Annotated in this window: 24 protein-coding genes; 19 read left to right on the plus strand and 5 right to left on the minus strand. The window is 59.3% G+C overall.

Features of this window, described 5'->3' with window-relative positions:
* The first annotated feature begins 16 nt into the window (after positions 1-16).
* From wecB to JJ889_RS05115, 7 genes are all read left to right on the plus strand, one after another.
* Positions 17-1,072, plus strand: a complete 1,056-nt coding sequence (gene wecB / locus JJ889_RS05085) for a non-hydrolyzing UDP-N-acetylglucosamine 2-epimerase (RefSeq protein ID WP_291892171.1) — start codon at positions 17-19, stop codon at positions 1,070-1,072.
* Between the two features lie 43 nt (positions 1,073-1,115).
* Positions 1,116-1,919, plus strand: coding sequence for an ABC transporter permease (locus tag JJ889_RS05090; protein WP_291892173.1), 804 nt, complete (start codon positions 1,116-1,118; stop codon positions 1,917-1,919).
* A 92-nt stretch (positions 1,920-2,011) separates the two neighbouring features.
* The gene (locus JJ889_RS05095; protein ID WP_291892176.1) at positions 2,012-2,656 is read left to right on the plus strand and encodes an ATP-binding cassette domain-containing protein; all 645 of its coding nucleotides are present in this window, start codon (positions 2,012-2,014) and stop codon (positions 2,654-2,656) included.
* Positions 2,657-2,843: 187 nt separating this feature from the next.
* Positions 2,844-3,791, plus strand: a complete 948-nt coding sequence (cysD, locus tag JJ889_RS05100; protein WP_366940056.1) for a sulfate adenylyltransferase subunit CysD — start codon at positions 2,844-2,846, stop codon at positions 3,789-3,791.
* On the plus strand, positions 3,791-5,686 hold the full coding sequence (gene cysN, locus JJ889_RS05105; RefSeq protein ID WP_291892181.1) for a sulfate adenylyltransferase subunit CysN: 1,896 nt from the start codon (positions 3,791-3,793) through the stop codon (positions 5,684-5,686). Before cysD ends, cysN begins: the two co-directional genes overlap by 1 nt.
* Positions 5,687-5,689: 3 nt before the next feature.
* Positions 5,690-6,499, plus strand: a complete 810-nt coding sequence (cysQ, locus tag JJ889_RS05110) for a 3'(2'),5'-bisphosphate nucleotidase CysQ (protein ID WP_291892184.1) — start codon at positions 5,690-5,692, stop codon at positions 6,497-6,499.
* Positions 6,496-7,488, plus strand: coding sequence for a glycosyltransferase family 2 protein (locus JJ889_RS05115; protein ID WP_291892187.1), 993 nt, complete (start codon positions 6,496-6,498; stop codon positions 7,486-7,488). Before cysQ ends, JJ889_RS05115 begins: the two co-directional genes overlap by 4 nt.
* Here the strand turns inward: JJ889_RS05115 and JJ889_RS05120 are convergent.
* The gene (locus JJ889_RS05120) at positions 7,485-8,075 is read right to left on the minus strand and encodes a hypothetical protein (protein WP_291892190.1); all 591 of its coding nucleotides are present in this window, start codon (positions 8,073-8,075) and stop codon (positions 7,485-7,487) included. The two genes, JJ889_RS05115 and JJ889_RS05120, sit on opposite strands and share 4 nt — an antisense overlap.
* Before the next feature lie 211 nt (positions 8,076-8,286).
* Here JJ889_RS05120 and JJ889_RS05125 point away from each other — a divergent pair, with 211 nt between their 5' ends.
* The 4 genes from JJ889_RS05125 to JJ889_RS05140 all read left to right on the plus strand — a co-directional run bounded on the left by JJ889_RS05125 (position 8,287) and on the right by JJ889_RS05140 (position 10,262).
* Positions 8,287-8,577 carry a DUF4164 family protein gene (locus JJ889_RS05125; RefSeq protein ID WP_291892194.1) on the plus strand — a complete coding sequence of 97 codons (291 nt, stop codon included), beginning with the start codon at positions 8,287-8,289 and terminating at the stop codon, positions 8,575-8,577.
* Positions 8,578-8,994 carry a cell division protein ZapA gene (locus JJ889_RS05130; RefSeq protein ID WP_291892197.1) on the plus strand — a complete coding sequence of 139 codons (417 nt, stop codon included), beginning with the start codon at positions 8,578-8,580 and terminating at the stop codon, positions 8,992-8,994.
* A gap of 195 nt (positions 8,995-9,189) precedes the next feature.
* Positions 9,190-9,759, plus strand: a complete 570-nt coding sequence (locus JJ889_RS05135) for a 5-formyltetrahydrofolate cyclo-ligase (protein WP_291892201.1) — start codon at positions 9,190-9,192, stop codon at positions 9,757-9,759.
* A gap of 89 nt (positions 9,760-9,848) precedes the next feature.
* Positions 9,849-10,262, plus strand: coding sequence for a hypothetical protein (locus JJ889_RS05140; RefSeq protein ID WP_291892204.1), 414 nt, complete (start codon positions 9,849-9,851; stop codon positions 10,260-10,262).
* A 48-nt stretch (positions 10,263-10,310) separates the two neighbouring features.
* Here JJ889_RS05140 and ahcY read toward each other — a convergent pair whose 3' ends face one another.
* Together ahcY and metK are read right to left on the minus strand one after the other, a co-directional pair.
* Positions 10,311-11,717, minus strand: coding sequence for an adenosylhomocysteinase (gene ahcY, locus JJ889_RS05145; RefSeq protein ID WP_291892208.1), 1,407 nt, complete (start codon positions 11,715-11,717; stop codon positions 10,311-10,313).
* 74 nt (positions 11,718-11,791) lie between these two features.
* Entirely contained in the window at positions 11,792-12,964 is a 1,173-nt protein-coding gene (gene metK / locus JJ889_RS05150; protein WP_291892211.1) for a methionine adenosyltransferase, read from the minus strand.
* 166 nt (positions 12,965-13,130) lie between these two features.
* Between metK and metF the strand changes: the two genes are divergently transcribed.
* From metF to metH, 3 genes are read left to right on the plus strand one after another with little or no spacing between them, the layout of a single operon-like run.
* Complete coding sequence (gene metF / locus JJ889_RS05155) at positions 13,131-14,009, plus strand: methylenetetrahydrofolate reductase [NAD(P)H] (RefSeq protein WP_291892214.1); 879 nt, start codon at positions 13,131-13,133, stop codon at positions 14,007-14,009.
* On the plus strand, positions 14,006-15,055 hold the full coding sequence (locus JJ889_RS05160; RefSeq protein ID WP_291892216.1) for a homocysteine S-methyltransferase family protein: 1,050 nt from the start codon (positions 14,006-14,008) through the stop codon (positions 15,053-15,055). Before metF ends, JJ889_RS05160 begins: the two co-directional genes overlap by 4 nt.
* A gap of 11 nt (positions 15,056-15,066) precedes the next feature.
* On the plus strand, positions 15,067-17,709 hold the full coding sequence (metH, locus tag JJ889_RS05165) for a methionine synthase (protein ID WP_291892218.1): 2,643 nt from the start codon (positions 15,067-15,069) through the stop codon (positions 17,707-17,709).
* On the opposite strand, the gene JJ889_RS05170 is transcribed toward metH, so the two are convergent.
* Complete coding sequence (locus tag JJ889_RS05170) at positions 17,694-18,290, minus strand: hypothetical protein (protein WP_291892220.1); 597 nt, start codon at positions 18,288-18,290, stop codon at positions 17,694-17,696. The genes metH and JJ889_RS05170 overlap by 16 nt on opposite strands.
* Before the next feature lie 232 nt (positions 18,291-18,522).
* On the opposite strand from JJ889_RS05170, the gene JJ889_RS05175 reads away from it, so the two are divergent.
* Positions 18,523-19,335, plus strand: a complete 813-nt coding sequence (locus JJ889_RS05175; RefSeq protein ID WP_291892222.1) for a TIGR00282 family metallophosphoesterase — start codon at positions 18,523-18,525, stop codon at positions 19,333-19,335.
* A 106-nt stretch (positions 19,336-19,441) separates the two neighbouring features.
* Positions 19,442-20,422: an NAD-dependent epimerase/dehydratase family protein gene (locus JJ889_RS05180; RefSeq protein WP_291892226.1), complete on the plus strand. Its 981-nt coding sequence runs from the start codon at positions 19,442-19,444 to the stop codon at positions 20,420-20,422.
* Here the strand turns inward: JJ889_RS05180 and JJ889_RS05185 are convergent.
* Entirely contained in the window at positions 20,419-21,522 is a 1,104-nt protein-coding gene (locus JJ889_RS05185; RefSeq protein ID WP_291892229.1) for an SMP-30/gluconolactonase/LRE family protein, read from the minus strand. The two genes, JJ889_RS05180 and JJ889_RS05185, sit on opposite strands and share 4 nt — an antisense overlap.
* A gap of 173 nt (positions 21,523-21,695) precedes the next feature.
* On the opposite strand from JJ889_RS05185, the gene JJ889_RS05190 reads away from it, so the two are divergent.
* The 3 genes from JJ889_RS05190 (at position 21,696) to JJ889_RS05200 (ending at position 24,776) form a co-directional block, all read left to right on the plus strand.
* The gene (locus JJ889_RS05190; RefSeq protein WP_291892232.1) at positions 21,696-22,772 is read left to right on the plus strand and encodes a mannose-1-phosphate guanylyltransferase/mannose-6-phosphate isomerase; all 1,077 of its coding nucleotides are present in this window, start codon (positions 21,696-21,698) and stop codon (positions 22,770-22,772) included.
* 88 nt (positions 22,773-22,860) lie between these two features.
* Positions 22,861-23,619, plus strand: a complete 759-nt coding sequence (locus JJ889_RS05195; RefSeq protein WP_291892236.1) for a YebC/PmpR family DNA-binding transcriptional regulator — start codon at positions 22,861-22,863, stop codon at positions 23,617-23,619.
* Positions 23,620-23,645: 26 nt separating this feature from the next.
* Positions 23,646-24,776, plus strand: coding sequence for an AGE family epimerase/isomerase (locus JJ889_RS05200; protein ID WP_291892238.1), 1,131 nt, complete (start codon positions 23,646-23,648; stop codon positions 24,774-24,776).
* Positions 24,777-24,802: the final 26 nt, after the last annotated feature.

The following is a 24,802-nucleotide window of genomic DNA, read 5'->3' on the forward strand; positions in this document are numbered from 1 at the left end:
CGGCCCGGAGAGATTTATGAAAACCGTTTTCACCGTCGTTGGTGCCCGTCCGCAATTCGTCAAGGCGGGCCCGGTCAGTCGCGCGCTGGATGCCTCGGACAAGCTCACCGAGATTCTCGTCCATACGGGGCAGCATTTCGATGCCAATATGTCCGACGTGTTTTTCGAGGACCTTCAGATTCGCAAACCCAACCGTTTCCTAGGCGTGTCAGGCGGTGGTCACGGTCAGATGACCGGACGCATGCTGGAACAGCTGGAAGCAGCCATGATGGAGGACAAGCCGGACATCGTTATGGTGTACGGCGACACGAATTCCACCATCGCGGGTGCGCTCGCAGCCGCCAAGTTGCATATTCCCGTCGTCCACGTGGAGTCCGGATTGCGATCGTTCAACCGGACCATGCCGGAGGAGCTGAACCGCATTCTGACCGACCACCTTTCCGAGCTGTTGCTTTGCTCAACCACGACAAGCGTTCGTAACCTCGCCAACGAGGGGATTACCAAGGGTGTGCATCACATCGGGGACGTGATGTATGACGCTACGCTGTTCGCGAAAGAGCGGGCGCTGAAAGTTTCGGGGATTATGGCTGAGCTCGGTCTGCAGGATACGTCGGACTTTGCCGTTTGCACGCTGCACCGTGCCGAAAACACGGACAATCATGAGCGTTTCCTCGAAATGCTTGCGCAGATCGAGAAAGTTGCCGCCGAGCGCCTTGTTGTGTTCCCCGTGCACCCGCGCACGCGCAACAAGCTCTCAACGATGGAGTGGGCGCCGGAAAACGTAAAAATGATCGAGCCGATCGGGTATATCGATCTGAACCGCTTGCTGCATTCTGCCAGCCTCGTCTTGACCGATTCCGGAGGTCTGCAGAAAGAAGCCTACTTCCATGAAACACCTTGTATTACCCTGCGCGATGAAACCGAGTGGGTCGAAACTGTAGAGTGTGGCTGGAATCGTCTGTGGACCATGGCGGACTGGACTTCGCCGCGGTCGTCAATCGAGGAATATGGTGATGGCAAGAGCGCCGAGGCCATTGTTCGGTTGATTGAGGAAAACTTCGCGGGCGCGTAACTGTTTTTGTACAGGCAGGCCGGAGCGTTAGGGTAGGGCAATCATGAGTGGTACTTCCACATTCTGGCTGGCCATGCGCGATATCCAGCAATCACTCTCCCGCCCTGCGATCTGGTTGCGGCTGGGGGTCCGCGATGTGGTTCTGCAGTATTCCCGGGCGGGAATCGGGGTGGCATGGTCATTGATCAATGCGCTGGTCTGGATCGGCGTGGTCTATGTCTTCCTGGGGCCGGCCCTGTCAGAAGGTCGGTCGGATTATCTCACCTACGTTGCGGCCGGCGTCGTAACGTTCAATTTTATGTCAGGTATTATTGCGGGTGGAACAGGCGCGATGACGCGCCTGAAGGGACCACTGCTCAATTTGCCGTTGCCGATCTTTGCTTGCGCCCTGCGCCATGTGACCGCGACTTTTACCCACTTGCTGATCCAGTCGATGGCCGTTGTCGGCGCCATGTTGATCGACGGAATCACCGTGACCACCAGCCTGATATGGATCCTGCCGGCGCTCGCGGTGTTGTTGATTGCAGCCGTTTTTGTAACCGCAGGCCTTATGGTCGTCGGCGTCTTGGTCGGGGATTTGAGTTTCATGATCCAGAGCTTGATGCGCCTGCTGCTGTTCGCGACGCCTGTTTTCTGGTTCGCAGGAGATGTCACGGGAAGCCTGCGTTACCAAATCACACTCTTTAATCCGTTCGCCCACTTGCTCGATCTGATCAGGGCGCCAATCCTGGGCGAGATGCCCAGTATCCTGAACGTGAATGTCGCCTTTGGAACAGTGGCTGCAGCGATGTTGATCGGTTTCGCGCTTTTTGCCGGTAACTGCCGGAATGTGAGGCGATGGCTGTGACCTCACCGTCAGTACAACTCGAGGGAGCCTCGATCTGGTTCCGGACCAATTCCCCCCAGTTGGGAGCCCAAACGCGGGTGGGTGGGAAGCTCGTGAAGCGAAATGGCCGCACGTGTATCGAGGCACTCAACGAGGTTTCTCTCACCATCCGCGCGGGACAGCGTGTCGGCGTGGTTGGAATAAACGGGTCGGGCAAGTCGACCCTGCTTCGCCTGCTGGCCGGTATCTACCAGCCTGACGGCGGACGTGTATCCGTGCAGGGACGGGTATCTACTCTATTCTCAACAACTGTCGGCATGTCCGTTCACGCTACGGCCATGGACAATATCCGTGATGTGGCGACCTTGATGGGAATGGGGCGGCGTGATCGGGAGCGCGTCGTCGAGGATATTATCGATTTTGCTGAAATCGGGGACTTCGCGCATTTGCCGATGCGTACCTATTCGACAGGAATGCGCGCGCGGGTCGGATTCGGTATAGCCACCGCACTTGAACCTTCCGTGCTCCTGGTGGACGAGATCATGGGGACCGGGGATGCTCGCTTTCAGGCCAAGGCGCGTTCCCGAATGGAAAACCTGATCGGCGATGCCGGAATCTTGATTCTTGCGTCGCACTCGGCGCCGATCATCAACACCTTCTGCGACACTCTCATATGGCTGGATCGAGGCTCACTGGTCGAAGTGGGCCCCCGTGACGAGGTCGAGCCACGTTTCCGCGAGGCACTGAACAAAAAATAGCGCTGCAGTTACCACCAGCTGCTCGCCAGTGCCTTAGCCGTTCTTGCCAAAGCCGCGCGGAGCGACTAAGTCCACACAGCCCGGTCGGTTACGGGTCAAATTTGCTATATAAGTGTAGTGAGATTAGGGCCCTTGTTACACGAGATCGAAGAGTGATCATTCCGTGACCGGCGACATTCAGACTTCCATTGCCCGCTATGCAAAGCGGTTCCAGAAGCCCCAGCCTCGTGCCCGGGCTCTCAGTCCCCACCTCCAGGCGCTTGAAGCCGAGAGCATTCACATCATGCGTGAGGTCTTGGCGGAGTTTGACCGGCCCGTCATGCTCTATTCCATAGGCAAAGACAGCGCAGTGATGTTGCACCTTGCGCTCAAGGCGTTCTATCCCTCCAGCCTGCCATTTCCGCTACAGCATGTGGATTCGACCTTCAAATTCACGGAGATGATCGAATTTCGCGACGCGCTGGCTGAGGCCTTTGACCTGGAATTGCGAGTTGAAATCAACGAGGAAGGGCGGGCGAAAGGGATTAATCCGTTTGACCATGGCTCCCAGTTGCACACACAGGTCATGAAGACCGAGGCGCTTCGCAATGCGATGGAGCGTCATGGTTATGATGCTGCCTTTGGCGGCGCACGCCGCGATGAAGAGAAATCGCGTGCGAAGGAACGTGTCTTCTCCTTCCGTGATGCCAAGCAGGGCTGGGACCCGAAAAACCAGCGCCCCGAGCTCTGGCGCAATTACAACACGCGTATCACCAAGGGCGAGTCGATCCGGGTCTTCCCGCTCTCCAACTGGACCGAGCTGGATATCTGGCAATACATCCAGGAAGAGGACATCCCGATCGTGCCGCTCTATTTCGCCAAGGAGCGCCCGGTCGTGGAACGTGACGGCCAGCTGATCATGGTCGATGATGACCGCCTGCCGCTGCAGCCAGGCGAGACACCGCGCCAGCGCATGGTGCGTTTCAGAACCCTGGGCTGTTACCCGCTTACGGCCGGGGTCGAGTCCTCCGCACAGTCCCTTGATGAAATCGTGCTGGAAATGCTCACCGCCCGCACATCCGAACGCTCTGGTCGCCTGATCGATCATGACGAGGCCGGATCGATGGAGAAGAAGAAGCGTGAGGGGTATTTCTGATGACGCACCAGGAAAGAACCTCCCGGGCGGTCGACAATACTTCGGCTGCAGGCACGCGTGGCGTGTTGCGCTTTTTGACCTGCGGCTCGGTCGATGATGGCAAGTCCACCCTGATTGGCCGACTGCTCTATGATTCCAAGCTGTTGTTCGAGGACCAGGTCAACACGCTGGAGCGCGACAGCCGCAAGCACGGCACTACCGGCGAGGAGATAGATTTCGCACTCCTGCTTGACGGGTTGGAAGCTGAGCGGGAACAGGGCATCACGATCGATGTCGCGTATCGTTTCTTTTCCACCAGCAAGCGCAAGTTTGTTGTTGCGGATACACCGGGGCACGAGCAGTACACTCGCAACATGGCAACCGGAGCATCGACGGCTGATGTTGCGGTCATTCTTGTTGATGCGCGAAAGGGCGTCCTGACCCAGACGCTGCGTCACACTTATATTGCGCGCATGATGGGCATCCGCCACGTTGTTCTGGCGGTCAACAAGATGGACCTGGCCGGACATTCCAGCGGTCGCTTTCACGAGATCATCGCGGCTTATCTCAAAGTAGCCGAGGGCCTCGGTTTCGACAGCATTATCCCGATCCCGATGTCGGCGCGTTATGGCGATAATCTGACACGCAAAACGGATGAGATGAGTTGGTATACCGGGCCGACCTTGCTGGAGTATCTCGAAGAACTAGACGTTTCGAGCAGCGTGGCCGCGGAACCGTTTCGCATGCCTGTGCAATGGGTCAACCGGCCGGATCTGAACTTTCGAGGTTATTCTGGTCTGATCGTGTCCGGCACGGTTCAGACGGGGGATGAGGTCGTGATAGCGGCCTCCGGAACGGTTGCCTGCGTAGAACAAATTGTGACCGCAGATGGATATCTTGATGCGGCCGAGGCGGGGCAAAGCGTAACTCTCGTTCTTGATCGGGAACTCGATATATCTCGCGGTGATGTTCTGGCTGCTTCGGGAGATCGACCGGAGGTTTCCGACCAGTTCGCAGCCGAAGTTCTATGGATGAGCGAAGACCATCTGCTGCCAGGGCGCAGCTATTTGCTCAAAATCGGGACAACCACGACACCCGCATCCGTTTCAGCTCTGAAACACAAGGTTGATATCAACACCTTCGACAAACAGCCGTGCACCAAGCTGGAGGTGAACGAAATCGGGTTGTGTAACATCGCCTGCGCGCGCCCCGTTGTTTTTGACCCCTACCACCAGATCCGCGACATGGGGGCGTTCATCCTCATTGACCGTTTCACCAACCAGACCGTCGGTGCAGGCATGATCCGGTTTGGTTTGCGCAGGGCGTCCAATATTCACCGCCATGCGATGGATGTGGACAAGGCGACACGCGCTCGGATCAAGGGCCAATCGCCTGCCATCCTCTGGTTCACCGGCCTTTCCGGCGCCGGCAAGTCGACGGTGGCAAATATTGTCGAGCGCAAACTCACCGAGGCCGGATTGCATACCTACTCGCTGGACGGCGACAATGTCCGGCATGGGTTGAACCGAGACCTGGGTTTCACAGATGTTGATCGAGTCGAGAACATCCGACGCATTGGTGAGGTGGCGAAACTGTTCGTGGATGCGGGCCTCATTGTAACCTGCTCCTTTATCTCCCCCTTCCGCTCCGAGCGACAGATGGTGCGTGAACTCGTCGATGATGAGGAGTTCATTGAAGTTTTCGTCGATACGCCGATTGAAGTCTGTATGGAACGGGACCCCAAGGGCCTCTACGAGAAGGCGAGGGCGGGAGAGATCAAGAATTTCACCGGCCTGGACAGTCCCTATGAAGCCCCAGTCAAGGCGGAACTCCGGGTCGATACTTCAGAGTTGACGGCCGAAGAGGCCGCAGATGAGGTTATCGAATATCTGCTGGCACGGGAGCATGCGAAGTAGGTGATGAGCGTGGCAAGTCTGGAAAACGCCAGCGCGGACGTGTTGGCTCTGGCCTTTGGTCAGTTGTGCAGTGAAGCGGCCATTCCGGTTATGGAGATTTACGCCTCGGATTTCGAGGTTCGCTATAAAGGTGATAATTCTCCGGTATCGGCGGCGGATGAAGCGGCCGAAGAGGTCATCCTGGCGGGATTGAAATCTCTTTTGCCTGGTGTCCCGGTCATCGCCGAGGAGAGTTATTCTCGGCAGGAGGCGGACGATGTCGGGGCGCGCTTCCTGCTGGTCGACCCGGTGGACGGGACGCGGGAATTCATCAAGCGCAACGGTGAGTTCACTATCAATATCGCGCTTGTCGAGAATGGTGTGCCGCGTGCGGGGGCCGTGTATGCGCCGGCCATCAAGCGTCTTTTTATCGGAGGTGACACCGCACAGGCTTTCTCCCTGGACGCTGGTGAAGTCATCGACCCGGCAGCCGGAGAACGGCTGGGTGGACGCGATCGCGCGGCGGACGGGTTAACGGCAGTCATGAGCCGTTCCCACCAGGACGACCAGACATTGGACTTCCTGAAGGAGCTGGCAGTGATGAAAACGGTGAACGCTGGGTCGTCGCTGAAATTCTGTCTGCTTGCGGAGGGAAAGGCGGATGTCTACCCGCGCTTCGGCCCCACCAAGGAGTGGGATGTCGCAGCTGGGCATGCAGTCCTGCGCGCGGCTGGCGGTGACATGACCCAACCGTGCGGACAGGCATTTCCATATGGCAAGCAAGAGGATGAATATCTGAACGGTGCGTTCGTTGCTTGGGCCTCAGCGCCATGACGCAGGCGGCGACGGAGTTTTCTGTCCTGATCGTTGCTTATCGTAGTCAGGGGACGATCGATCGCTGTCTTGACGCATTGGCTCGGCAGACGGTTCGACCTGCTCAGGTCCTGCTTCTGGAAAACGGTTCGCCGCACGGGGAGAGGTTGGACGAGACCACGCTGCCGGATTGGGTCCAGTTTATCGCGTCTGATGAAAACCTCGGATTCGCGGGCGGCAACAACAAGCTCGCACGCGAAGTAATTTGCGAGTGGGTCGTGCTGCTCAATCCCGACGCCTATCCCCATCCGGATTGGCTCGAGCAGATCGAAAAGGCGACGCGCCGCATGCCGGACGTGAACTTGTTCGGATCCACACAATATGTTGCGGATCAGGACGGCGTCTTCGACGGTTGTGGCGATGTCTATCACGCGGCGGGTCTTGCATATCGCGCCGAGTATGGAAAACGTCTGACCGCCCCACCACCTACAGGGCGTGTGTTTGCGGGCTGCGGGGCCGCTCTGGCTGTTCGCAGGCAAACCTGGGATGCGCTGGGCGGATTTGACGAGCATTTCTTCTGTTACAACGAAGATGTGGATCTGGGCTACCGGGCCCGTTTGCTGGGATGGCACACAGTCCAGCTGGCCGATGCCAAGGTCGATCATCTCGGATATGGGTCCTCCGGGAGACGTTCAGAATTTGCGACGTATTATGGCGTCAGAAACAGGTTGTGGGTGTTCCTGCGCAACACGCCGGGATGGGGGCTGATACTGCTGGCACCCGGCCATGTCCTTGCGACCTTGGCGCTGTGGTTGTCAGCCGCCCGATTTGGCCAGTTCCGATTATTCGGTCGGGCGATCCGAGACGGGTTGCGCGACTGGCCACGTATCAGGCGCGAACGCAAGGCCCTGCAGGCGCAACGTACTGTATCCGTTCGAGACGTGCTTTCTGCTATGACCTGGAATCCGCTGGCACTGTTGACCCGGGCTTCGGATACCCGACCGCTCTAGCTGCAATCGGCCGGGGCGCCCACGATCACTTCGATACGCACGACATCGATCGAATTGCCGCCATCATCCCAGTCCGGCCACATGCCGGCCCAGCCGAAATCCCACGCACAGGCAGGCGGAGTCAGCTGGAAATCGACATCCTGAAACGCACCGTCCACCTCGGTGTACTGCCAGTCATTCTGACTCATCCCGGGCACAAAAAATGCCGTTCGCAGCCCCGCGGCACCATCGGTCGGAGAGCGGCGGACGCGGTATCGGATCGTCAGATTGTAACCTTGAAGTGCTTCCAGCTCGTTCGGCGCCAAGGTAATGAAAGCACCGGCAGATTGCGGACCGTCCAGCGGCCCGCGGTCAGCGATGATGCGCGCGATGGTCCGGTTTCCGTCATCCAGGAAAGTGGCGGCTAGTCCCGGGCCGGTAACAATGCCTTGCAACAGGTCGCCCTCGACGACAATGCCCTCGGCCAGGATCTCCTCGGTAGAGCGCTGGCTGTCGCTGCCGAATTGCAGCGCGGAGTAGACCATTGCTGCAATGACCAATGCAGACAGCGGAAAGAAGGCCCAGTCGGGCAGGCTCGGAAGCTTCACGGTGCACTCGCTTTCTGGATGCTTGGACTGTTTGGCCGAGTGCGCGCAGGGCGTCAACCATGAGCCTTGGCTGCAAGACGTGACAATCCTGCCCAATTTTTGCCGAAGATCTGGCTAAGCTGGTTTTCAAACGCGGTTGAGATTCAGCAGGAAAGCTCCTGATCCTGCCGCTCCACTTGAACTTTTGTGCGACGCAGTTGATTTTATGCGCATGGACGATGCCCGCAGCCCCGATAACGATACGCTTGTACTGGCGCTTTCACGCTTTGACGGTGCGATGACGCGTGTCGAAGGTTTGGCCGCCAAGCTTGTAGATCGTGTCGAGCGAGCCGAGAACGCGATCGGTGACAGCGCTGATGCGGATCTGGACCGGGCGCGACTGGCCGAGGCGCTCGATCATGCCAAGTCCCGCGAGGCGGACCTTCAGATGGCGGCGCAGGAAGCGGCCGCAGCGCTTGACATGGCCATCGACGACCTGCGCACCTTGGTGACGGAGGAATAGATGTCCAAGGTCACTGTGTTTCTGAATGGGCGAGAATTCACCATCGGCTGCGAGGAAGGCCAGGAAGCTTATCTCAAATCGCTTGCATCCTATCTTGATGAAAAGGTTCAGGGGATCACCGAACAGGTTGGTCAGATAGGCGATCTTCGCCTATTGCTGATGGCGTCCCTGGTGGTGGTCGACGAGCTCAAGGAAGCCGAGCGCCAGTCGGAAACGCTCGAGGCGCATGTCGATCAGCTGCGCTCTCGTTCGGTCGGCGAAAACACGCACAATGAGCAGCAACGCGAGCAGTTGGCCCGGACCATCACGGCACTGGCCGATCGCATGGAAATGCTGGCGGACAAGCTCGACGGCAAGCCTGACACTCCGGCCAGTTCGGCTGAGGAGAAAACGTCTCTTGAGCAGGTACAGGCTTGAGCTTGAGCGCATTTGTCGCCACATAGGTGGCGGCGGTTATCTGCAGCGTGCGATGAGACGTTCATCCTACCGACCGTACATCACCACTCGGGAACTGCCTCTGTTCGGGACCGTGGTCCCTTATACGCGGTGCCCACCTGACTTGTCGGGTCTGTGGGGATACACACGCCTTGCCGGCGCAGGCGGAGCCGCCACATGACCCCTTCTTCCGACAGGCTGTGCGAAAGCAAACAGGTCCTGCGCCAGCGCGCGGGCCAGTTGCGCGACATGGCGGCCGGGAATGCACAGCGCGATCTGGCGGAAATGACTGAAGCGCTGGGCGCGATCCTTCGCCGTAACGACTGCCGTGTGTTGGGCGGCTATCATCCCATCCGCAGTGAGTTTGATGTCCTGCCGCTGGTGGACATGGCCTGGCAAGCAGGCCTCCAAACGGCTTTGCCGGTTGTGACCTCGCGAGATCAGCCGCTGGAGTTCCGGCGGTGGCGTGTTGGCGAGCCAGTGCGGCAGGGGCGTTTTGGCGTCGCTGAGCCACTGGGGGATGCGCCGGTCATTGTTCCGGATGTGCTCCTGGTCCCCGGCTTGGCGTTTGACAGCCACGGTGGGCGATTGGGATATGGTGGCGGTTTCTATGATCGGACGATTGCCGCATTCGACGAGCAGGGGCGAACGGCGCTGACCATCGGGGTCTGTTTCAAGGAACAGTTGTTTGAGGCAGTGCCCCGGGAGACTCACGACAGGCGTATGGATTGCATTTTGTTCGCCTAGTTCACAAAATGCGCGTGCCCAGAGTTCACATCGATGCGAGTGTAGTGGTATAACAAAACCAACGGCGATCAGAGCCTTGTGAGGATGATTTGACGTATCGGGTTGAGTTCGAGGCCGAACATGGATCGGCAGAACTGACGCATTTCGAGACCGTGGACCTTGCTGAGATCCACGCTTCGAGGCTTGATCTGGCACGCAAGGCGAATGAGAAAGCTGCCCGCGGGGCCATTATAAATATCGTCGGTTCCGAGATCCTGGCGTCGCCTGCGCAGATTATCGATGAAGTGAAGGGGCTCATCAATGACCTCCGACCCGGCTGCAAGTTGGCTTTTGTTGCGCGTCCCGAGGCGCAGGACGTTGTATCAATGATCGTGACGACTGTTGCTCATGGCGAAGGCGCCAAGGTTTCCGGCTTTGCGGACCTCGACGTCGCGCGATGCTGGATCAGGGAGCCCAAGGCCGTGGCCCGTAGATGCGGCTGCGAACCAAGGGAAGCTGGATAAAAAAAACGCCCAGTCAATGACAGGGCGTTTTTGTTTGTTGGGCCAGCCCTAGTAGCGGTAATGCTCGGCCTTGTACGGACCCTGTTGCGGCACGCCGATATAGTCAGCCTGTTCCTCCGAGAGAACGGTCAGCTTGGCGCCCAGCTTGTCCAGGTGCAGGGCAGCGACTTTCTCGTCGAGATGTTTCGGCAGGATGTATACTTCGTTTGCGTACTTATCGCCATCCGTCCACAGCTCGATCTGCGCCAGAGTCTGGTTGGTGAAGGACGAGGACATCACGAAGCTCGGGTGGCCCGTCGCATTGCCGAGGTTCACCAGACGACCTTCGGAGAGCAGGATGATGCGGTGTCCTTCCGGGAAGTTCACCAGGTCGACCTGCGGCTTCACATTCGTCCACTGGTAGTTCTTCAGGCTTTCGACCTGAATTTCGTTGTCGAAGTGGCCGATGTTGCAGACGATCGCCATGTCCTTCATGCCGCGCATGTGGTCCACGGTGATGATATCCTTGTTACCGGTTGCGGTAACGAAGATGTCCATCTCGCCAATCACGTCCTCGATGCGGACAACCTCGAAACCGTCCATACAGGCCTGAAGGGCACAGATGGGGTCGATTTCGGTGACATACACACGCGCACCGGCGCCTGCCAGGGACTCCGCGGAACCCTTGCCCACATCGCCATAACCCAGCACGAGGGCTTTTTTGCCGGACATCATCACATCGGTGCCGCGGCGGATGGCGTCGACCAGGCTTTCGCGACAGCCATAGCGATTGTCGAACTTGGACTTGGTGACGCTGTCATTGACGTTGATGGCCGGGAAGGGCAGTTCGCCGCGCTTCTGCATCTGATAAAGACGCATGACGCCGGTGGTGGTTTCCTCGGACACGCCCTTGATGGACGCCTTGGCCTTGGCGAACCAGCCCGGCGTTGCGGCAATACGCTTCTTGATCTGCGCGTACAGAGCGGTTTCCTCTTCCGATTTCGGGTAGTCGAGAATGGACGGGTCATTCTCGGCCTTTTCGCCGAGGATAAGGTAGAGGGTCGCGTCGCCACCATCGTCCAGGATCATGTTGGCGGTCTCGCCGTCTGCCCAATGGAAGATCGCGTCGGCGTAGTCCCAGTACTCTTCCAGCGTCTCGCCCTTGGTCGCGAAGACCGGAACGCCGGTTTCAGCGATCGCGGCAGCGGCCTGGTCCTGGGTGGAGAAGATGTTGCACGACGCCCAGCGGACTTCCGCGCCCAGCGCCGTCAGCGTTTCGATTAGCACGGCGGTCTGGATGGTCATGTGCAGGGAGCCGGCGATGCGTGCGCCCTTGAGCGGCTGGGCGTCCTTGTATTCTTCACGCAGAGCCATCAGGCCCGGCATTTCGATCTCGGCCATGTCGAGCTCTGTGCGGCCCCATTTGGCGAGCGACAGGTCTTTGACGACGTACGGTTTGTTGGCGGATTCCGTCATGATCTTTCGATCCTTCTTGCGGTCTGTGTATGTGCGAGGGGCCGGATAACCGGCCCCTGGATTTCTTGTTTGGTTTAGATGAGCGATTTCAGCTCATCGACCAGATCTGTCTTCTCCCAGGAGAAGCCGCCATCGTTATCCGGCGTCCGGCCGAAATGACCGTAGGCGGCCGTGCGAGCATAGATCGGGCGATTGAGTTGCAGGCGTGTGCGGATGCCTCGCGGGGAGAGGTCGGCGATCTGCATCAGCGCGTCTTCCAGCGTTGCTTCCGCGATATTGCCTGTGCCGTGCAGGTCGACATAGAGCGAGAGCGGCTTGGCCACGCCAATCGCATAGGAGACCTGGATGGTACATTTCTTGGAGAGCCCGGCAGCAACGACATTCTTGGCCAGCCAGCGGCACGCATAGGCCGCAGAGCGGTCAACCTTGGTCGGATCCTTGCCGGAGAAGGCACCGCCACCGTGCGGTGCAGCACCGCCATAGGTGTCGACAATGATCTTGCGACCGGTCAGGCCGGCATCACCGTCGGGTCCGCCGATCACAAAATTGCCGGTCGGGTTCACGTAGAATTCCTCTTCCGGCGGGAACCAGCCCTCGGGCAGGACGTCCGCGACGATCGGACGAACCAGTTCGCGGATATTGGCAGGAGAGTAGCCGTCCTTGTGCTGGGTGGATACGACCACCGAGGTCGCCCCGACAGGTACACCGTTTTCATAACGCAGGGTGACCTGGGACTTGGCGTCCGGCTCGAACTCCGGGCGATCGCCGGATTTGCGGACCGCGGCCATGCGCTTGAGGATCTCGTGAGAGAACTGGATCGGCGCCGGCATCAATTCCGGCGTCTCGTCCGTGGCATAGCCAAACATGATGCCCTGGTCGCCAGCACCTTCCTCGGTGAACGTGCCGGTGCCTGCATCAACACCCGCAGCGATGTCGGTGGATTGTTCGTGCAGGAAGTTCTGCAGCGCGGATTTTTCCCAGTGGAAGCCGGCCTGTTCGTAGCCGATATCGCGCACCGCATTGCGGGCGGCGGCCTCGATCTCGTCATCCGAGATTGCGCCGGCACAGCGCACTTCGCCGGCCAGAACGATCTGGTTGGTTGTCGTCAGGGTCTCACAGGCGACGCGTGCTTCCGGGTCCTTGGACAGGAAGAGGTCGACGATGGCGTCCGAAACGCGATCGCAGACCTTGTCGGGATGGCCTTCGGAAACGCTTTCGGAGGTGAAGATGTAGGACGTACGGCTCACTACAAGATCCTCATATAAAGATTGCTTTATGTGGCGCGGGATAGATCAGACATCTACCCAAGATGCAAGTTTTTAATTTCATGCAGCGACCGTATTAACGGATCGCCAAAGATGCTATATAAAGATATCTTTATGTTGTAATAATCAATGAAGCCGAGGCCTCCCCGTGGCTAACAAGATAATTTCATTTGAGTTTTTCCCGCCAAAGAGCGAGGCCATGGAGCAGACGCTGTGGGATTCGATCTCGCGGCTTGAGGCCCTGGCTCCCGAATTTGTGTCCGTGACATATGGTGCCGGTGGTTCGACGCGTGACCGTACACACCGCACAGTCCGCCGGATCGCTCAGGAAACAAGCATCGCCCCGGCGGCGCATCTGACCTGTGTCGGTGCCTCGCGCGGTGAAGTTGACGAGGTGATCGAGGACTATTGGAACAGCGGCGTACGCCATATCGTGGCTCTGCGTGGCGACCCGCCTGAAGGCATAGGCGAACGCTACGTGCCGCACCCGGACGGGTATGCCAATGCAGCCGAACTGGCGGCGGGCATTCGTAACATTGCGGACTTCGAGATTTCAGTCGGTTGCTATCCGGAAAAGCATCCGGAGAGCCCGAGCCTGGAGCGTGATTTCGATCTGTTGAAAGCAAAGATTGATGCCGGCGCGACCCGGGCGATCACCCAGTTCTTCTTCTATCCGGATGTTTTCTTCCGGTATCGCGACGAGGCTGTACGGGCGGGTATCACCATTCCGATTATCCCCGGGATCATGCTGCAGCCGAATTTTGTCGGCCTGAAGCGTATCGCCGGCCTGTGCGGCACGACGCTGCCGCAATGGCTGCACGAACTCTATGAAGGGCTTGAGGATGATGCCTCGACCCGTCAGTTGGTCACTGCCCATGTTGCCGCCAATCTCGTCAACAAGCTCGAGGAGGGTGGTGTGGACGGATTCCATTTTTACACGCTCAACCGGGCGGAGCTGGCGCTGTCGACCTGTCGCCTGCTGGGCGTGCGCCCCCAACCGGCCTTGGCTCCGGGAGACCTGCCATGAATATTGCTGAAGAACTTGCAGAGATCGGGCGGCGGCGTGTGCTGATCCTGGATGGTGCCATGGGCACCCAGATCCAGGATCTCAAACTGGATGAGGCGGGTTATCGAGGCGAGCGTTTTGCCGATTGGTCCGTGCCGATCCAGGGCAATAATGACATTCTCAATCTGACCGCCCCGGAGTCGGTCCGGGACATTCACTCTGCCTATTTCGCGTCAGGTGCGGACATTGTCGAAACCAATACTTTCTCGGCGACGCGCATCGCGCAGGCAGACTACCAGATGGAAGATCTGGCCGCAGAGATTGCCAGGGACGGCGCGCGATTGGCCCGCGAGGCGGCTGACGCTGCAGCCGAGGCCACGGGGATTGCCAAGGGTGTGGCCGGCGCGATTGGCCCGACGAACAAAACACTGTCGATTTCGCCGGACGTCAACGATCCAGGCTATCGGGACACCAATTTTGGCAAAGTCCGCGATGCTTACCTGGAACAGGCTCGAGCGATGCAGCCATTTGTTGATTTCTTCCTCGTCGAGACGATCTTTGACACGCTGAACGCGAAAGCCGCGATCAAGGCCGTGCTGGATCTGCGTGATGAGACGGGGCAGGACGTTCCAATCATGATCTCCGGCACGATCACCGACCGCTCCGGCCGCACACTATCCGGACAGACTGCCGAGGCCTTCTGGTATTCCGTGCGCCACGCCAAGCCTTGGGCGATCGGATTGAACTGTGCCCTTGGCGCGGCCGACATGCGTCAGTATATCGCTGAGATTTCTCGCGTCGCGGACACTCGCGTGCTGGCCTATCCCAATGCGGGCCTGCCCAATGATATGGGCGAGTATGACGAACAACCTCACGAGACGGCCAGCCACTTGTCCGACTGGGCGCAATCGGGGCTGGTCAATATTGTCGGTGGGTGTTGCGGCACCACGCCTGCGCACATCGCCGAGATTGCGCGCCAGGCGCGAGACGCCGCGCCACGCCAGGTCCGGGCGGCGTCTGCGAGCATGCGGTTGTCCGGTCTCGAACCGTTCGAACTATCGGCCTGAGTGAAACGACGATGACCTTACTCGTCTCCACCTTCGTCAATATTGGCGAACGCACCAATGTGACCGGCTCGGCTCGTTTTCGACGGCTGATCACCGAAGGCGACTATTCCGAAGCGGTATCCGTTGCGCGCCAACAAGTCGAGAATGGCGCCCAGATCATCGATGTGAACATGGATGAGGGCCTGCTCGACAGTGTCGAGGCCATGACCACATTCCTGCGCATGATCGCTGGTGAGCCGGATGTCGCGCGGGTCCCGGTCATGGTCGACAGTTCCAAATGGGAGGTCATCGAGGCCGGATTGCAAAACGTCCAGGGCAAGGCCGTGGTCAATTCGATCAGCCTGAAGGAAGGCGAGGCGCCCTTCCTCGAACAGGCACGCGCCTGTCTGTCCTATGGCGCCGCCGTGGTCGTCATGGCGTTTGACGAAACCGGTCAGGCCGAGACGGCGGACCGCAAGTTCGAGATCTGCCAGCGGGCCTATCGCCTGCTTGTCGATACGGTCGGTTTCCCGCCGGAAGACATCATTTTCGACCCGAACATCTTCGCGGTTGCCACCGGTATTGAAGAACACAACGACTACGCTGTCGCCTTCATCGACGCGACGCGCCGTATCCGCGCGGAACTGCCCGGCTGTCATGTCTCCGGCGGCCTCTCCAACATCTCCTTCTCTTTCCGCGGCAATGAGCCGGTGCGCCGTGCCATGCACTCGGTCTTCCTGTTCCACGCCGTGCGTGCGGGCATGGATATGGGCATCGTCAATGCCGGCCAGCTGGACATTTATGACGACATCGATCCGGAGCTGCGCGAGCTGGTCGAGGATGTGATCCTCAATCGCCGCGACGATGCGACGGACCGACTGTTGGAGACAGCCGAGAAGTATCGCGGGCAGGGCAAGGGCGCCGAGATGACGCGCGATCTGTCCTGGCGCGAGCAGGATGTTGGCCTGCGTCTGAAACACGCGCTGGTGCACGGCATCAATGAGTTCATCGTCGAGGATACCGAAGAGGCACGCCTCTCGTTTGAACGTCCGCTGCATGTCATCGAGGGCCCGTTGATGGACGGGATGAATGTCGTTGGCGACCTGTTCGGCGAGGGCAAGATGTTCCTGCCACAGGTGGTGAAGTCGGCGCGAGTGATGAAACAGGCAGTCGCACACCTCATCCCCTTCATGGAGAAGGAAAAGGCCGAAAGTGGCCAGGCCTCCAAATCTGCCGGCAAGGTCATCATGGCGACGGTGAAGGGGGATGTGCACGATATCGGCAAGAATATCGTTGGCGTCGTTCTCCAGTGTAACGGTTATGAGGTCGTCGACATGGGCGTGATGGTGCCTTGCGAGAAAATCCTGGAAACCGCGCTCGACGAGGAAGCCGATATTATCGGCCTGTCAGGCCTGATCACCCCATCGCTCGACGAGATGGTGTTTGTCGCCTCCGAGATGGAGCGTCAGAAGATCGACATCCCGCTGCTCATCGGTGGCGCCACGACCAGCCCAGCGCACACAGCGGTGAAGATCGACCCGAAAATTGATGTCGCACCGGTCGTGCACGTACTCGATGCCAGCCGAGCGGTTGGCGTGGTTTCAACCCTGTTGTCGGACCGTCGCGATAGCTATGCGGCGGATGTTAAGGCGGATCTCGCCAGGATCCGTGAGCGCCGTCTGGCGGCACGGACGGCCAAGTCCCGCCTGAGCCTGGCCCAGGCGCGCGAAAAAGCCTGGTCCTGTGACTGGGCCAGCTATCAGGCGCCAGCTCCGAAACAGCCGGGCGTGCAGGATTTCGACATCCCGGTCAGCACGCTGGTCGACTATATCGACTGGACGCCATTTTTCTTCACCTGGGAGCTCAAGGGCACCTATCCGGCGATCCTGGAAGATCCAAGGCGCGGTGAGGCAGCCCGCAATCTTCTCGCCGACGGCCAGCGCATGCTTCAACGCATCATCGACGAGGGCCTCCTCGCCCCCAGGGGCGTCATCGGCTTCTGGCCGGCCAATCGCGAGGGCGATGATGTCGTGCTTTACGCCGACGAGAGCCGTGCGAGCGAACGGGCGCGTTTCCATGGCCTGCGCCAGCAGATGAGCAAGGAGGGCGACAAGCCCAGCCTCTGCCAGTTCGATTTTGTAGGGCCCAAGGGCGTAGAGGATTTCATCGGCGGGTTTGCCGTCACCGCAGGTGACAATCCCGAATTCGTGGCCTCGCTTGATGCCCAGCAGGACGACTACTCCTCGATCATGTTCAAGGCGATTTCCGATCGGCTGGCGGAAGCCGCGGCAGAGTGGCTGCATGAACAGGTGCGCACAAAGCACTGGGGGTATGCGCAAGGCGAGCGCTTTTCCAATGCGGAGCTGATTGCCGAAGCCTATGACGGCATCCGGCCGGCACCGGGTTATCCTTCACAGCCAGACCATTCCGAAAAACGCACCTTGTTCAGCCTGCTCGAAGCGCAGACGCGCATCGGTATCGGGCTCACCAACAGTTTTGCGATGACCCCGGCCTCGTCGGTGTCGGGGCTCTATCTGGCGCATCCGGACAGTCACTATTTCGCAGTTGGGCGTATACAGCGCGACCAGGTCGAGGACTATGCCCGTCGCAAGGGCTGGACGCTGGCGGAGAGTGAGCGGGCGCTGGGGCCGATCCTGGACTATGAGCCGGCCTGAGGCGCGCGCAACTGAATCAGTGTCAACAGGCTGACATGATAGCCAGCCCAGACGAAGAGGCCGTAGAACTTCAGCCCGTCCTCCAGCACGACGGCCGTGGTAGAGCGGTCGTACACGACAAGGTCGAGGCCCAGGCTTCCAGCAACGGCCATCAGTGCGATGGCCAGCAGCCACCAGTCACTGCGCAAAAGAATGCGCACGCCTGACAGCACATAGCCCACGCCCAGCACCACATAGGACCCCAGCACCACATACTGGTGAATGCCCAGGCCTGGCAGGATGCTTTCGTGCAGCAGCAGGGCATCGTCCAGGGCCAGCCAGCCATTGAGCAGGCCTGCAAAAAGGGCCAGCGCGAAATAGCCTCCGCGTTCACCACGCACCCAAAGAATGAGTGCGGTAAACAGTCCAATGGCCGCGACGCAGGCCCACAGCAGTATGCCCAGCTGCGACATGGCTCCAAAGGTGACGTGGCAGCACTCCTCCGCCTCGCGGGCGGCCGCGATCACATCCAGATACATCCATTTGGGATCGACCATTGGCTGGAGCATGGTGATCGCAATCAGGATTGCTGGCACCGTCAACAGAAACCCTGCCACGAGCGCGAGCGTCCTTGGTGGAAGTTTCAGGGAGATAGGCGCGCTGTCACTGAACATGCTGGATCAGACCATGTAAACGGAAGAAGCGGCCAACTTAGTGTCGCCGTGAGGCTTTTTGCAAGTTCAGGCGGCGAGGGGTGTATGAGAGTGCCCTGATTGACTTGGCCTTTACCCGATCAGGGTGCATATCCTTTGATCAGGTTTCTGGAGCATCACGATGCGGATTGCGTTTTTCGGAGATATTGTCGGCAAGGCAGGGCGACGGGCTGTGGAGGAACACCTTCCGCGTCTCAAGGACGAGCTTGCGCTGGATTTTGTCGTCATCAATGCCGAGAATGCGGCAGCTGGATTCGGTGTTACCGAACGCATCTGCAACCAGCTTTTCGATTATGGCGCTGACGTTTTGACCCTGGGCAACCACGCCTGGGACCAGCGCGAAGCGCTGACCTATATTGAGCGCGAGCCGCGTTTGTTGCGACCGGCCAACTATCCGGTAGGCTCGACACCGGGACGTGGCGCCAACCTGTTCCAGACGGCCAAGGGCGAGAGCGTGCTCGTGGTCAATGTCATGGGCAATCTTTTCATGGAGACGCTGGACGACCCGTTTGCAGCGATTGAGCGCGAACTGGCTGCAGCGCCGATGGGCGTTGTGGCCGATGCTGTCCTGGTCGACATGCACGCCGAGGCCACCAGCGAGAAAAATGCCATGGGGGTTTTCTGCGATGGCAGGGCGAGCCTGGTCGTTGGCACGCACACACATATTCCCACGGCCGACACGCGCATCCTGCCGGGCGGCACAGGCTACCAGACTGATGCTGGCATGTGCGGTGACTATGACAGCGTCATCGGCATGGACAAGGAAGAACCGGTCCGTCGTTTTACTACACGCATGCGCTCTTCGCGTTTCGAGCCGGCAACCGGAGAGGCGACGCTTTGCGGCGTGATGGTCGATACAGGGCCGGATGGTCTGGCGACCGCCGTTTCGCCCATTCGGGTTGGCGGACTGCTCGCAACACACGTTCCCGATTGAAACACATGTAGAAATATGTGTTTAGGCTCGTTTTTCGCCACAAGTTGTTGACCTGTCTGACGCGCTGTGGACTATTTCCGCCGGACTGTGCCTGGGGGAAAAACACATGACGCAAAAGACCGCTCTTGTTTGTGGAGCCGGCGGATTTATCGGCGGCCATCTCGTCAAGCGACTGAAGGACGAGGGCTTCTGGGTTCGCGGTGTGGACGTGAAATTCCACGAGCATGCGGACACTGTGGCCGATGACTTCATGATTGGGGATTTGCGGGACCAACGTGTGGTGCGTGAGGTGATCGACCGTCGTTTTGACGAGGTCTATCAGCTGGCGGCCGACATGGGTGGCGCCGGCTATATCTTCACCGGTGAAAACGACGCCAACGTCATGCACAATTCGGCGACGATCAATCTCAACGTTCTGGACGCCTGCCACAAGCGCAATATCAAGCGGGTCTTTTACTCGTCGTCCGCCTGCATGTATCCGGAGCATAACCAGCTCGACCCGGACAATCCGAACTGTGCCGAGGACAGCGCCTATCCCGCCAATCCGGACAGCGAGTATGGCTGGGAGAAGCTTTTCTCCGAGCGGCTTTACCTGGCGTACAACCGCAATCACGGCATGGAATGCCGGGTGGCGCGTTACCACAATATCTTCGGCCCGCTGGGGACCTGGGATGGGGGCAAGGAAAAGGCTCCGGCCGCCATGTGCCGAAAGGTGGCACTGGCCGCGGATGGTGGCGAGATCGAGGTTTGGGGCGACGGCCTGCAGACGCGTTCATTCCTCTATATCGATGAGTGTCTGGAAGGTTCGATCCGTCTGCTGCGCTCTGACTTTGAAGGCCCGGTCAATATCGGCTCCGAGGAGATGATCTCGATCAATGATCTTGCACGCATGGTCATCGACATTGCTGACAAGCCCGTGGATATCCGCAATATCCCGGGGCCGCTGGGCGTTCGGGGGCGCAATTCCGACAATCGCCTGATTGCCGAGAAACTGGGCTGGGCACCGTCGCAGAGCCTGCGCGAGGGCATGGAAATCACCTATGAATGGATCAAGGGCGAGATCCAGCGCCAGCACAATCAGCGCTAGTCGCGCAATTCCGCTGGAAGCTCCATGCGGCCGATGACGTCGGCCGTCAGCGAGCCGAGCCAGAGATTGCCCTCATCATCCGGGACCGCATTGGCCAGCAGGCCGAAGCGGCCGTCCGGATCGTGGAAACTGTCGAGGTAATTGCCGTCCTCGTCGAGCACCAGGACGAAGGCGCGCGGGGCGCCGGCGCGGATCCAGACATCATCGGGAAACTTGGTGATCAGACGGGTCAGGAATGGATTGCGGTGCAAGAAGCGCAGCAACGGGACACGCTGGGTATCCATGGCGATGAAGAGTCGGCCCTGGCCATCGCCCATGACCCCGTCCGGAATGCCTGGCAGATTGTCCGCCACCAGCTCCAGCTGACCCGCTTGCGGCCCTTCAAGCCAGTAGCGCGAAAGGCGATAGCGATAGGTTTCCAGCACAAAGACCGAGCGACCGTCCGCTGACATCGCGACACCATTGGCGAAGTACATTTCGTCGGCGAGGATCTCGGTTTCCCCGGTCTGCGGGTCCAGCGAGACCAGCGCTCCATAAGGCCGGTTTTCAGCCATGTCATAGGCATAGGTGCGCAGGTGCGGATCATTGGCCCATTTCCAGCTGGCCTCGGTGAAATAGATCATGCCGTCCGCAGCGATATCCAGATCGTCAGCGAAACCAAGCGGACGATCCCCGGCTGTCAGGGTCAGGGTTTCCACCTGGTCGGATCCGGGGGTTACGGCGTACATGCCATCGGACGCGGCCACGATCAGGCGGCCTTGCGCATCCCATTGCAGGCCAAGAGCGGGCAGGGTGGAGACCTGGACTCGTTCAGCGACCTGCCAGCTGCCGTCACGGTCACGGGCTAAACGCACGACACTGCCATCATGCTGTGAGGCCCAGACTGAGCCGTCGTCGGCGAGTGCGATATCCTCGGAACTGCTGATTATGCCACGCCCGATCTCCTCGATGCCGGCGAGGCGGCCCCTCGGCTCCAGCACGCCTTCGAGCGCTGGTGGTTCGCTTTCGTCCCAATAGGCGGGGTCAAACCGGGCTGGCCAGAGCAATAGGATCGCCACGAGAATGCTGACGATTGCAAAGATGAAGACAAGAGTGCGCATGATTTCCCCCAACCCGCTCGTCCAGCAGTGAACCGGAACGGGCCCGGTCTGTCCACTCGCAAGCGGTTCCCCTCGTCGGAGAGTCGTGATTAGTTTGCGCCAAGCCATTGCCGTGCCGCGGTAATTGTCGTTCCCGGAAGGCCAGAAAACAAACGATCGAAAAGGCAGATTCAATGAGCGAGATCGTCCCCGTCATCATGTCCGGAGGCGCCGGTACGCGATTGTGGCCGCTCTCCCGCGCTGCGCGCCCGAAACAGGTGCATGCACTGGTCTCTGATATCTCCATGATCGAGGCGACGGTGCGGCGAGCACAGCAAGGCGATGAAGTGGCATTTCACCCACCGGTGATCGTCCTCGGTGGTGACCAGCTCGACGGTGCTCGCGACCTGCTTGGCAAGGATCGGGACGATATCTCCTACGTGGTAGAGCCGATGGCGCGCAATACAGCGGCTGTCGCAGCCGTCTCGGCGGAGATGGTGGCGCAGAACCATGGCGATGACGCTCTGGTCTTGCTCATGCCAGCCGATCACCACATCAAGGATGAGGAAGCTTTCCGCGTGACGGTTTCGCGCGCAGCCAACCTGGCCGCAGCAGGCAATATCGTCACTTTCGGTATTCGCCCGACGGGTCCTGCGACGGGATTTGGCTATATCTGCCGCGGCAGGGCGCAGGGCGAGGGTTACAAGGTCGAGGCGTTTACTGAAAAGCCGGACCTGGCCACGGCCAGGAAATTCCTCTCGGACGGTCGCTATTACTGGAATGCAGGGATTTTTCTGTTCAAGGCGAGCACGATGCGCGCCGAGCTGGAGAAGCTGCAGCCGGAGATCCTGTCCGCCTGCCGACGGGCGCTTGGCGATGCGAGCCGGGAGGAAATTGTATCGCGTCTCGACGCTGATGCCTTTGCCGCCTGTCCGTCAGATTCCATCGACTATGCCGTGATGGAGAAAACTGATCGCGCCGCGGTCGTGCCGGCCGATTTCGACTGGTCCGATGTCGGTTCCTGGTCTTCACTTTGGGATGTCAGCGAGAAGGATGAGAGCGCCAATGTGATGATTGGCGATACGCATCTGATCGATACCCGGCGCAGCCTTGTTTATTCGACGGGTGCGCGTGTGGGTGTCATCGGCTGTGATCGCATCATGGTGGTCGCAACCGAGGACGCGGTCCTCGTGGCTGACATGGCCAATGACCAGGACGACAAGAAACTCGTGGAGACCCTGCGGACCGAGGGGCGACTCGACCTGCTCTGACGCGGCAATCAATGTGATCACCCGGTAGCCATAAATTGGCGGAGCCGGTATTAAGCGGACAAAGACTGTTACACAAAGGGATTGTACAATGGCCGGACATTCCAAATGGGCGAATATCCAGCACCGCAAAGGTCGTCAGGACGCGGTGCGTTCCAAGCTGTTCTCGCGCCTCTCCAAGGAGATCGCGATCGCTGCGAAACTGGGTGGCCCTGATCCTGATGCCAATCCGCGTCTGCGCCTGGCTGTTGCCAACGCCAAGGGCCAGTCCATGCCCAAGGACAATATCCAGCGAGCCATCGACAAGGCGTCCGGCGGTGATGCGGATACGTATGAAGACATCCGTTACGAGGGTTTCGGGCCGGCCGGTATCGGGGTGATCGTGGAAGTCTCCACGGACAACAAGAATCGTGCAGCCGCCGAAGTCCGCACCGCCTTCGCCAAGAATGGCGGAAACATGGGCGAAACAGGCTCCGTGGCTTTCATGTTCGATAATGTCGGCGAGATCCGCTACCCGCTGTCCAAGGCTGACGAGGACACGATGATGGAAGCGGCCATCGAGGCCGGCGCCGAAGATGTTGCATCCGAACAGGGTGATGAGGAAAACGAGGGCCAGCACGTCATCTTCACGGCGCGTGAAGATCTGATGGAAGTTGTCTCCGCGCTTTCCGAACAGTTCGAGGACCCGTCTTCTGCCAAAATCATCTGGAAGCCGCAGAACCTGATCGAGGTTCCAGGTGACAAGGTTGATACCTTGATGAAGATGATGGAAGCGCTCGAAGACTGCGATGACGTCCAGAATGTTTACGCAAATTTCGACATTTCCGACGAGGACATGGCTAACGCTTGATTGTCCAGCTGAGATCGGGGAGTGGGATGGACACTGTAAAGGCACTGGCTGACTGGGGTGTTCATTCATTCTTCCCGCTTTGGCGCGAGAAATCGCTCGATCCCGAGACCGGCGGCTTTTTCGAAGTCTTTGACGCTAGGGGCGAACCTCGACGCGATGCTGACCGACGAGTTAGGGTTCAGGCACGTCAGATTTACACGTTCGCCCGGGCTCACCTTCGCGGCTGGTGTGATGGACTGGAGGCCGCTCAGTCTGGCTGGGACTATCTGCAAAAACATGCGCGCCATCCCGATGGGGGCTATGCCCATCGTCTGAATGCCCGTGGCGAGATTATCTCGGACCTGCGTGACCTCTATGATCACGCCTTCATTCTTCTGGCTGCAAGCTTCCTGGCCGAAGTCACCGGTGATCCCAGATATCTGCAGGACTGCGACGATTTGTTGGAGTTTCTGGACACGCGCATGTGCCATCCCACAGGCGGATATATCGAAGCGGTCGGGGCGGGGAATGTACCCAGGCGGCAGAATCCACACATGCACTTGTTCGAAGCGCTGATGATTTTCCGGCAGGCGGGAGGCAAGGGTGGACTGGCGCGAGCCACTGAAATCCACGCTCTCTTTCATCAGAGATTTTATTCGAAAGATCACGGCGTTCTCTTCGAGTTTTTCGAGAGTGATCTGAAACGCCTGTCCGCCGAAACCGGGCCGGTTGCCGAGCCCGGGCATATGTTTGAATGGGTGTGGCTGCTGAACAAGTACGCCCTGCTGAGTGGCGAGGATATCAGCCCTGCTGCCGAGCATTTGTTCCGAAATGCCATGAGGATGGGGATAAATCCGTCGAGCGGGCTTTTGATCAGCTCAATGGACGAGACGGGTGTTGTGTCCGAGCACGGAACCCGCACCTGGATGCAGAATGAGTGGTTCCGCGCGGCCTGTGTGGCGAAGACACGGGGATTTGAGGGAGCTGACGTGGCCCTGGAAATGGCGGGGCGGGCCATGCTGGACAAGCACTTCGCTGTATCCTTGCCCGGCGGGTGGATCGAGCATTTTGACGGCGCCGGAAATCCGGTTGGCGACGACATGCCTGCGAGCACGCCCTATCACATTATCGGTGCCCTGATCGAAGCCGACAAATTACTCGACTCAGATCTGTGTTAGCGTAAACATGTCGTTGTCGCCTGAGC

Source organism: Maricaulis sp., from assembly GCF_017643475.1.
Lineage (GTDB): Bacteria > Pseudomonadota > Alphaproteobacteria > Caulobacterales > Maricaulaceae > Maricaulis.

Excerpts from the sequence above, each read along its gene's own strand:
- wecB (WP_291892171.1), top strand. The coding sequence starts at position 17 with ATGAAAACCGTTTTCACCGTCGTTGGTGCCCGTCCGCAATTCGTCAAG.
- JJ889_RS05090 (WP_291892173.1), top strand. The coding sequence starts at position 1,116 with ATGAGTGGTACTTCCACATTCTGGCTGGCCATGCGCGATATCCAGCAA.
- cysN (WP_291892181.1), top strand. The coding sequence starts at position 3,791 with ATGACGCACCAGGAAAGAACCTCCCGGGCGGTCGACAATACTTCGGCT.
- cysQ (WP_291892184.1), top strand. The coding sequence starts at position 5,690 with ATGAGCGTGGCAAGTCTGGAAAACGCCAGCGCGGACGTGTTGGCTCTG.
- JJ889_RS05115 (WP_291892187.1), top strand. The coding sequence starts at position 6,496 with ATGACGCAGGCGGCGACGGAGTTTTCTGTCCTGATCGTTGCTTATCGT.
- JJ889_RS05125 (WP_291892194.1), top strand. The coding sequence starts at position 8,287 with ATGGACGATGCCCGCAGCCCCGATAACGATACGCTTGTACTGGCGCTT.
- JJ889_RS05130 (WP_291892197.1), top strand. The coding sequence starts at position 8,578 with ATGTCCAAGGTCACTGTGTTTCTGAATGGGCGAGAATTCACCATCGGC.
- JJ889_RS05135 (WP_291892201.1), top strand. The coding sequence starts at position 9,190 with ATGACCCCTTCTTCCGACAGGCTGTGCGAAAGCAAACAGGTCCTGCGC.
- ahcY (WP_291892208.1), bottom strand. The coding sequence starts at position 11,717 with ATGACGGAATCCGCCAACAAACCGTACGTCGTCAAAGACCTGTCGCTC.
- JJ889_RS05160 (WP_291892216.1), top strand. The coding sequence starts at position 14,006 with ATGAATATTGCTGAAGAACTTGCAGAGATCGGGCGGCGGCGTGTGCTG.
- metH (WP_291892218.1), top strand. The coding sequence starts at position 15,067 with ATGACCTTACTCGTCTCCACCTTCGTCAATATTGGCGAACGCACCAAT.
- JJ889_RS05175 (WP_291892222.1), top strand. The coding sequence starts at position 18,523 with ATGCGGATTGCGTTTTTCGGAGATATTGTCGGCAAGGCAGGGCGACGG.
- JJ889_RS05180 (WP_291892226.1), top strand. The coding sequence starts at position 19,442 with ATGACGCAAAAGACCGCTCTTGTTTGTGGAGCCGGCGGATTTATCGGC.
- JJ889_RS05185 (WP_291892229.1), bottom strand. The coding sequence starts at position 21,522 with ATGCGCACTCTTGTCTTCATCTTTGCAATCGTCAGCATTCTCGTGGCG.
- JJ889_RS05190 (WP_291892232.1), top strand. The coding sequence starts at position 21,696 with ATGAGCGAGATCGTCCCCGTCATCATGTCCGGAGGCGCCGGTACGCGA.
- JJ889_RS05195 (WP_291892236.1), top strand. The coding sequence starts at position 22,861 with ATGGCCGGACATTCCAAATGGGCGAATATCCAGCACCGCAAAGGTCGT.
- JJ889_RS05200 (WP_291892238.1), top strand. The coding sequence starts at position 23,646 with ATGGACACTGTAAAGGCACTGGCTGACTGGGGTGTTCATTCATTCTTC.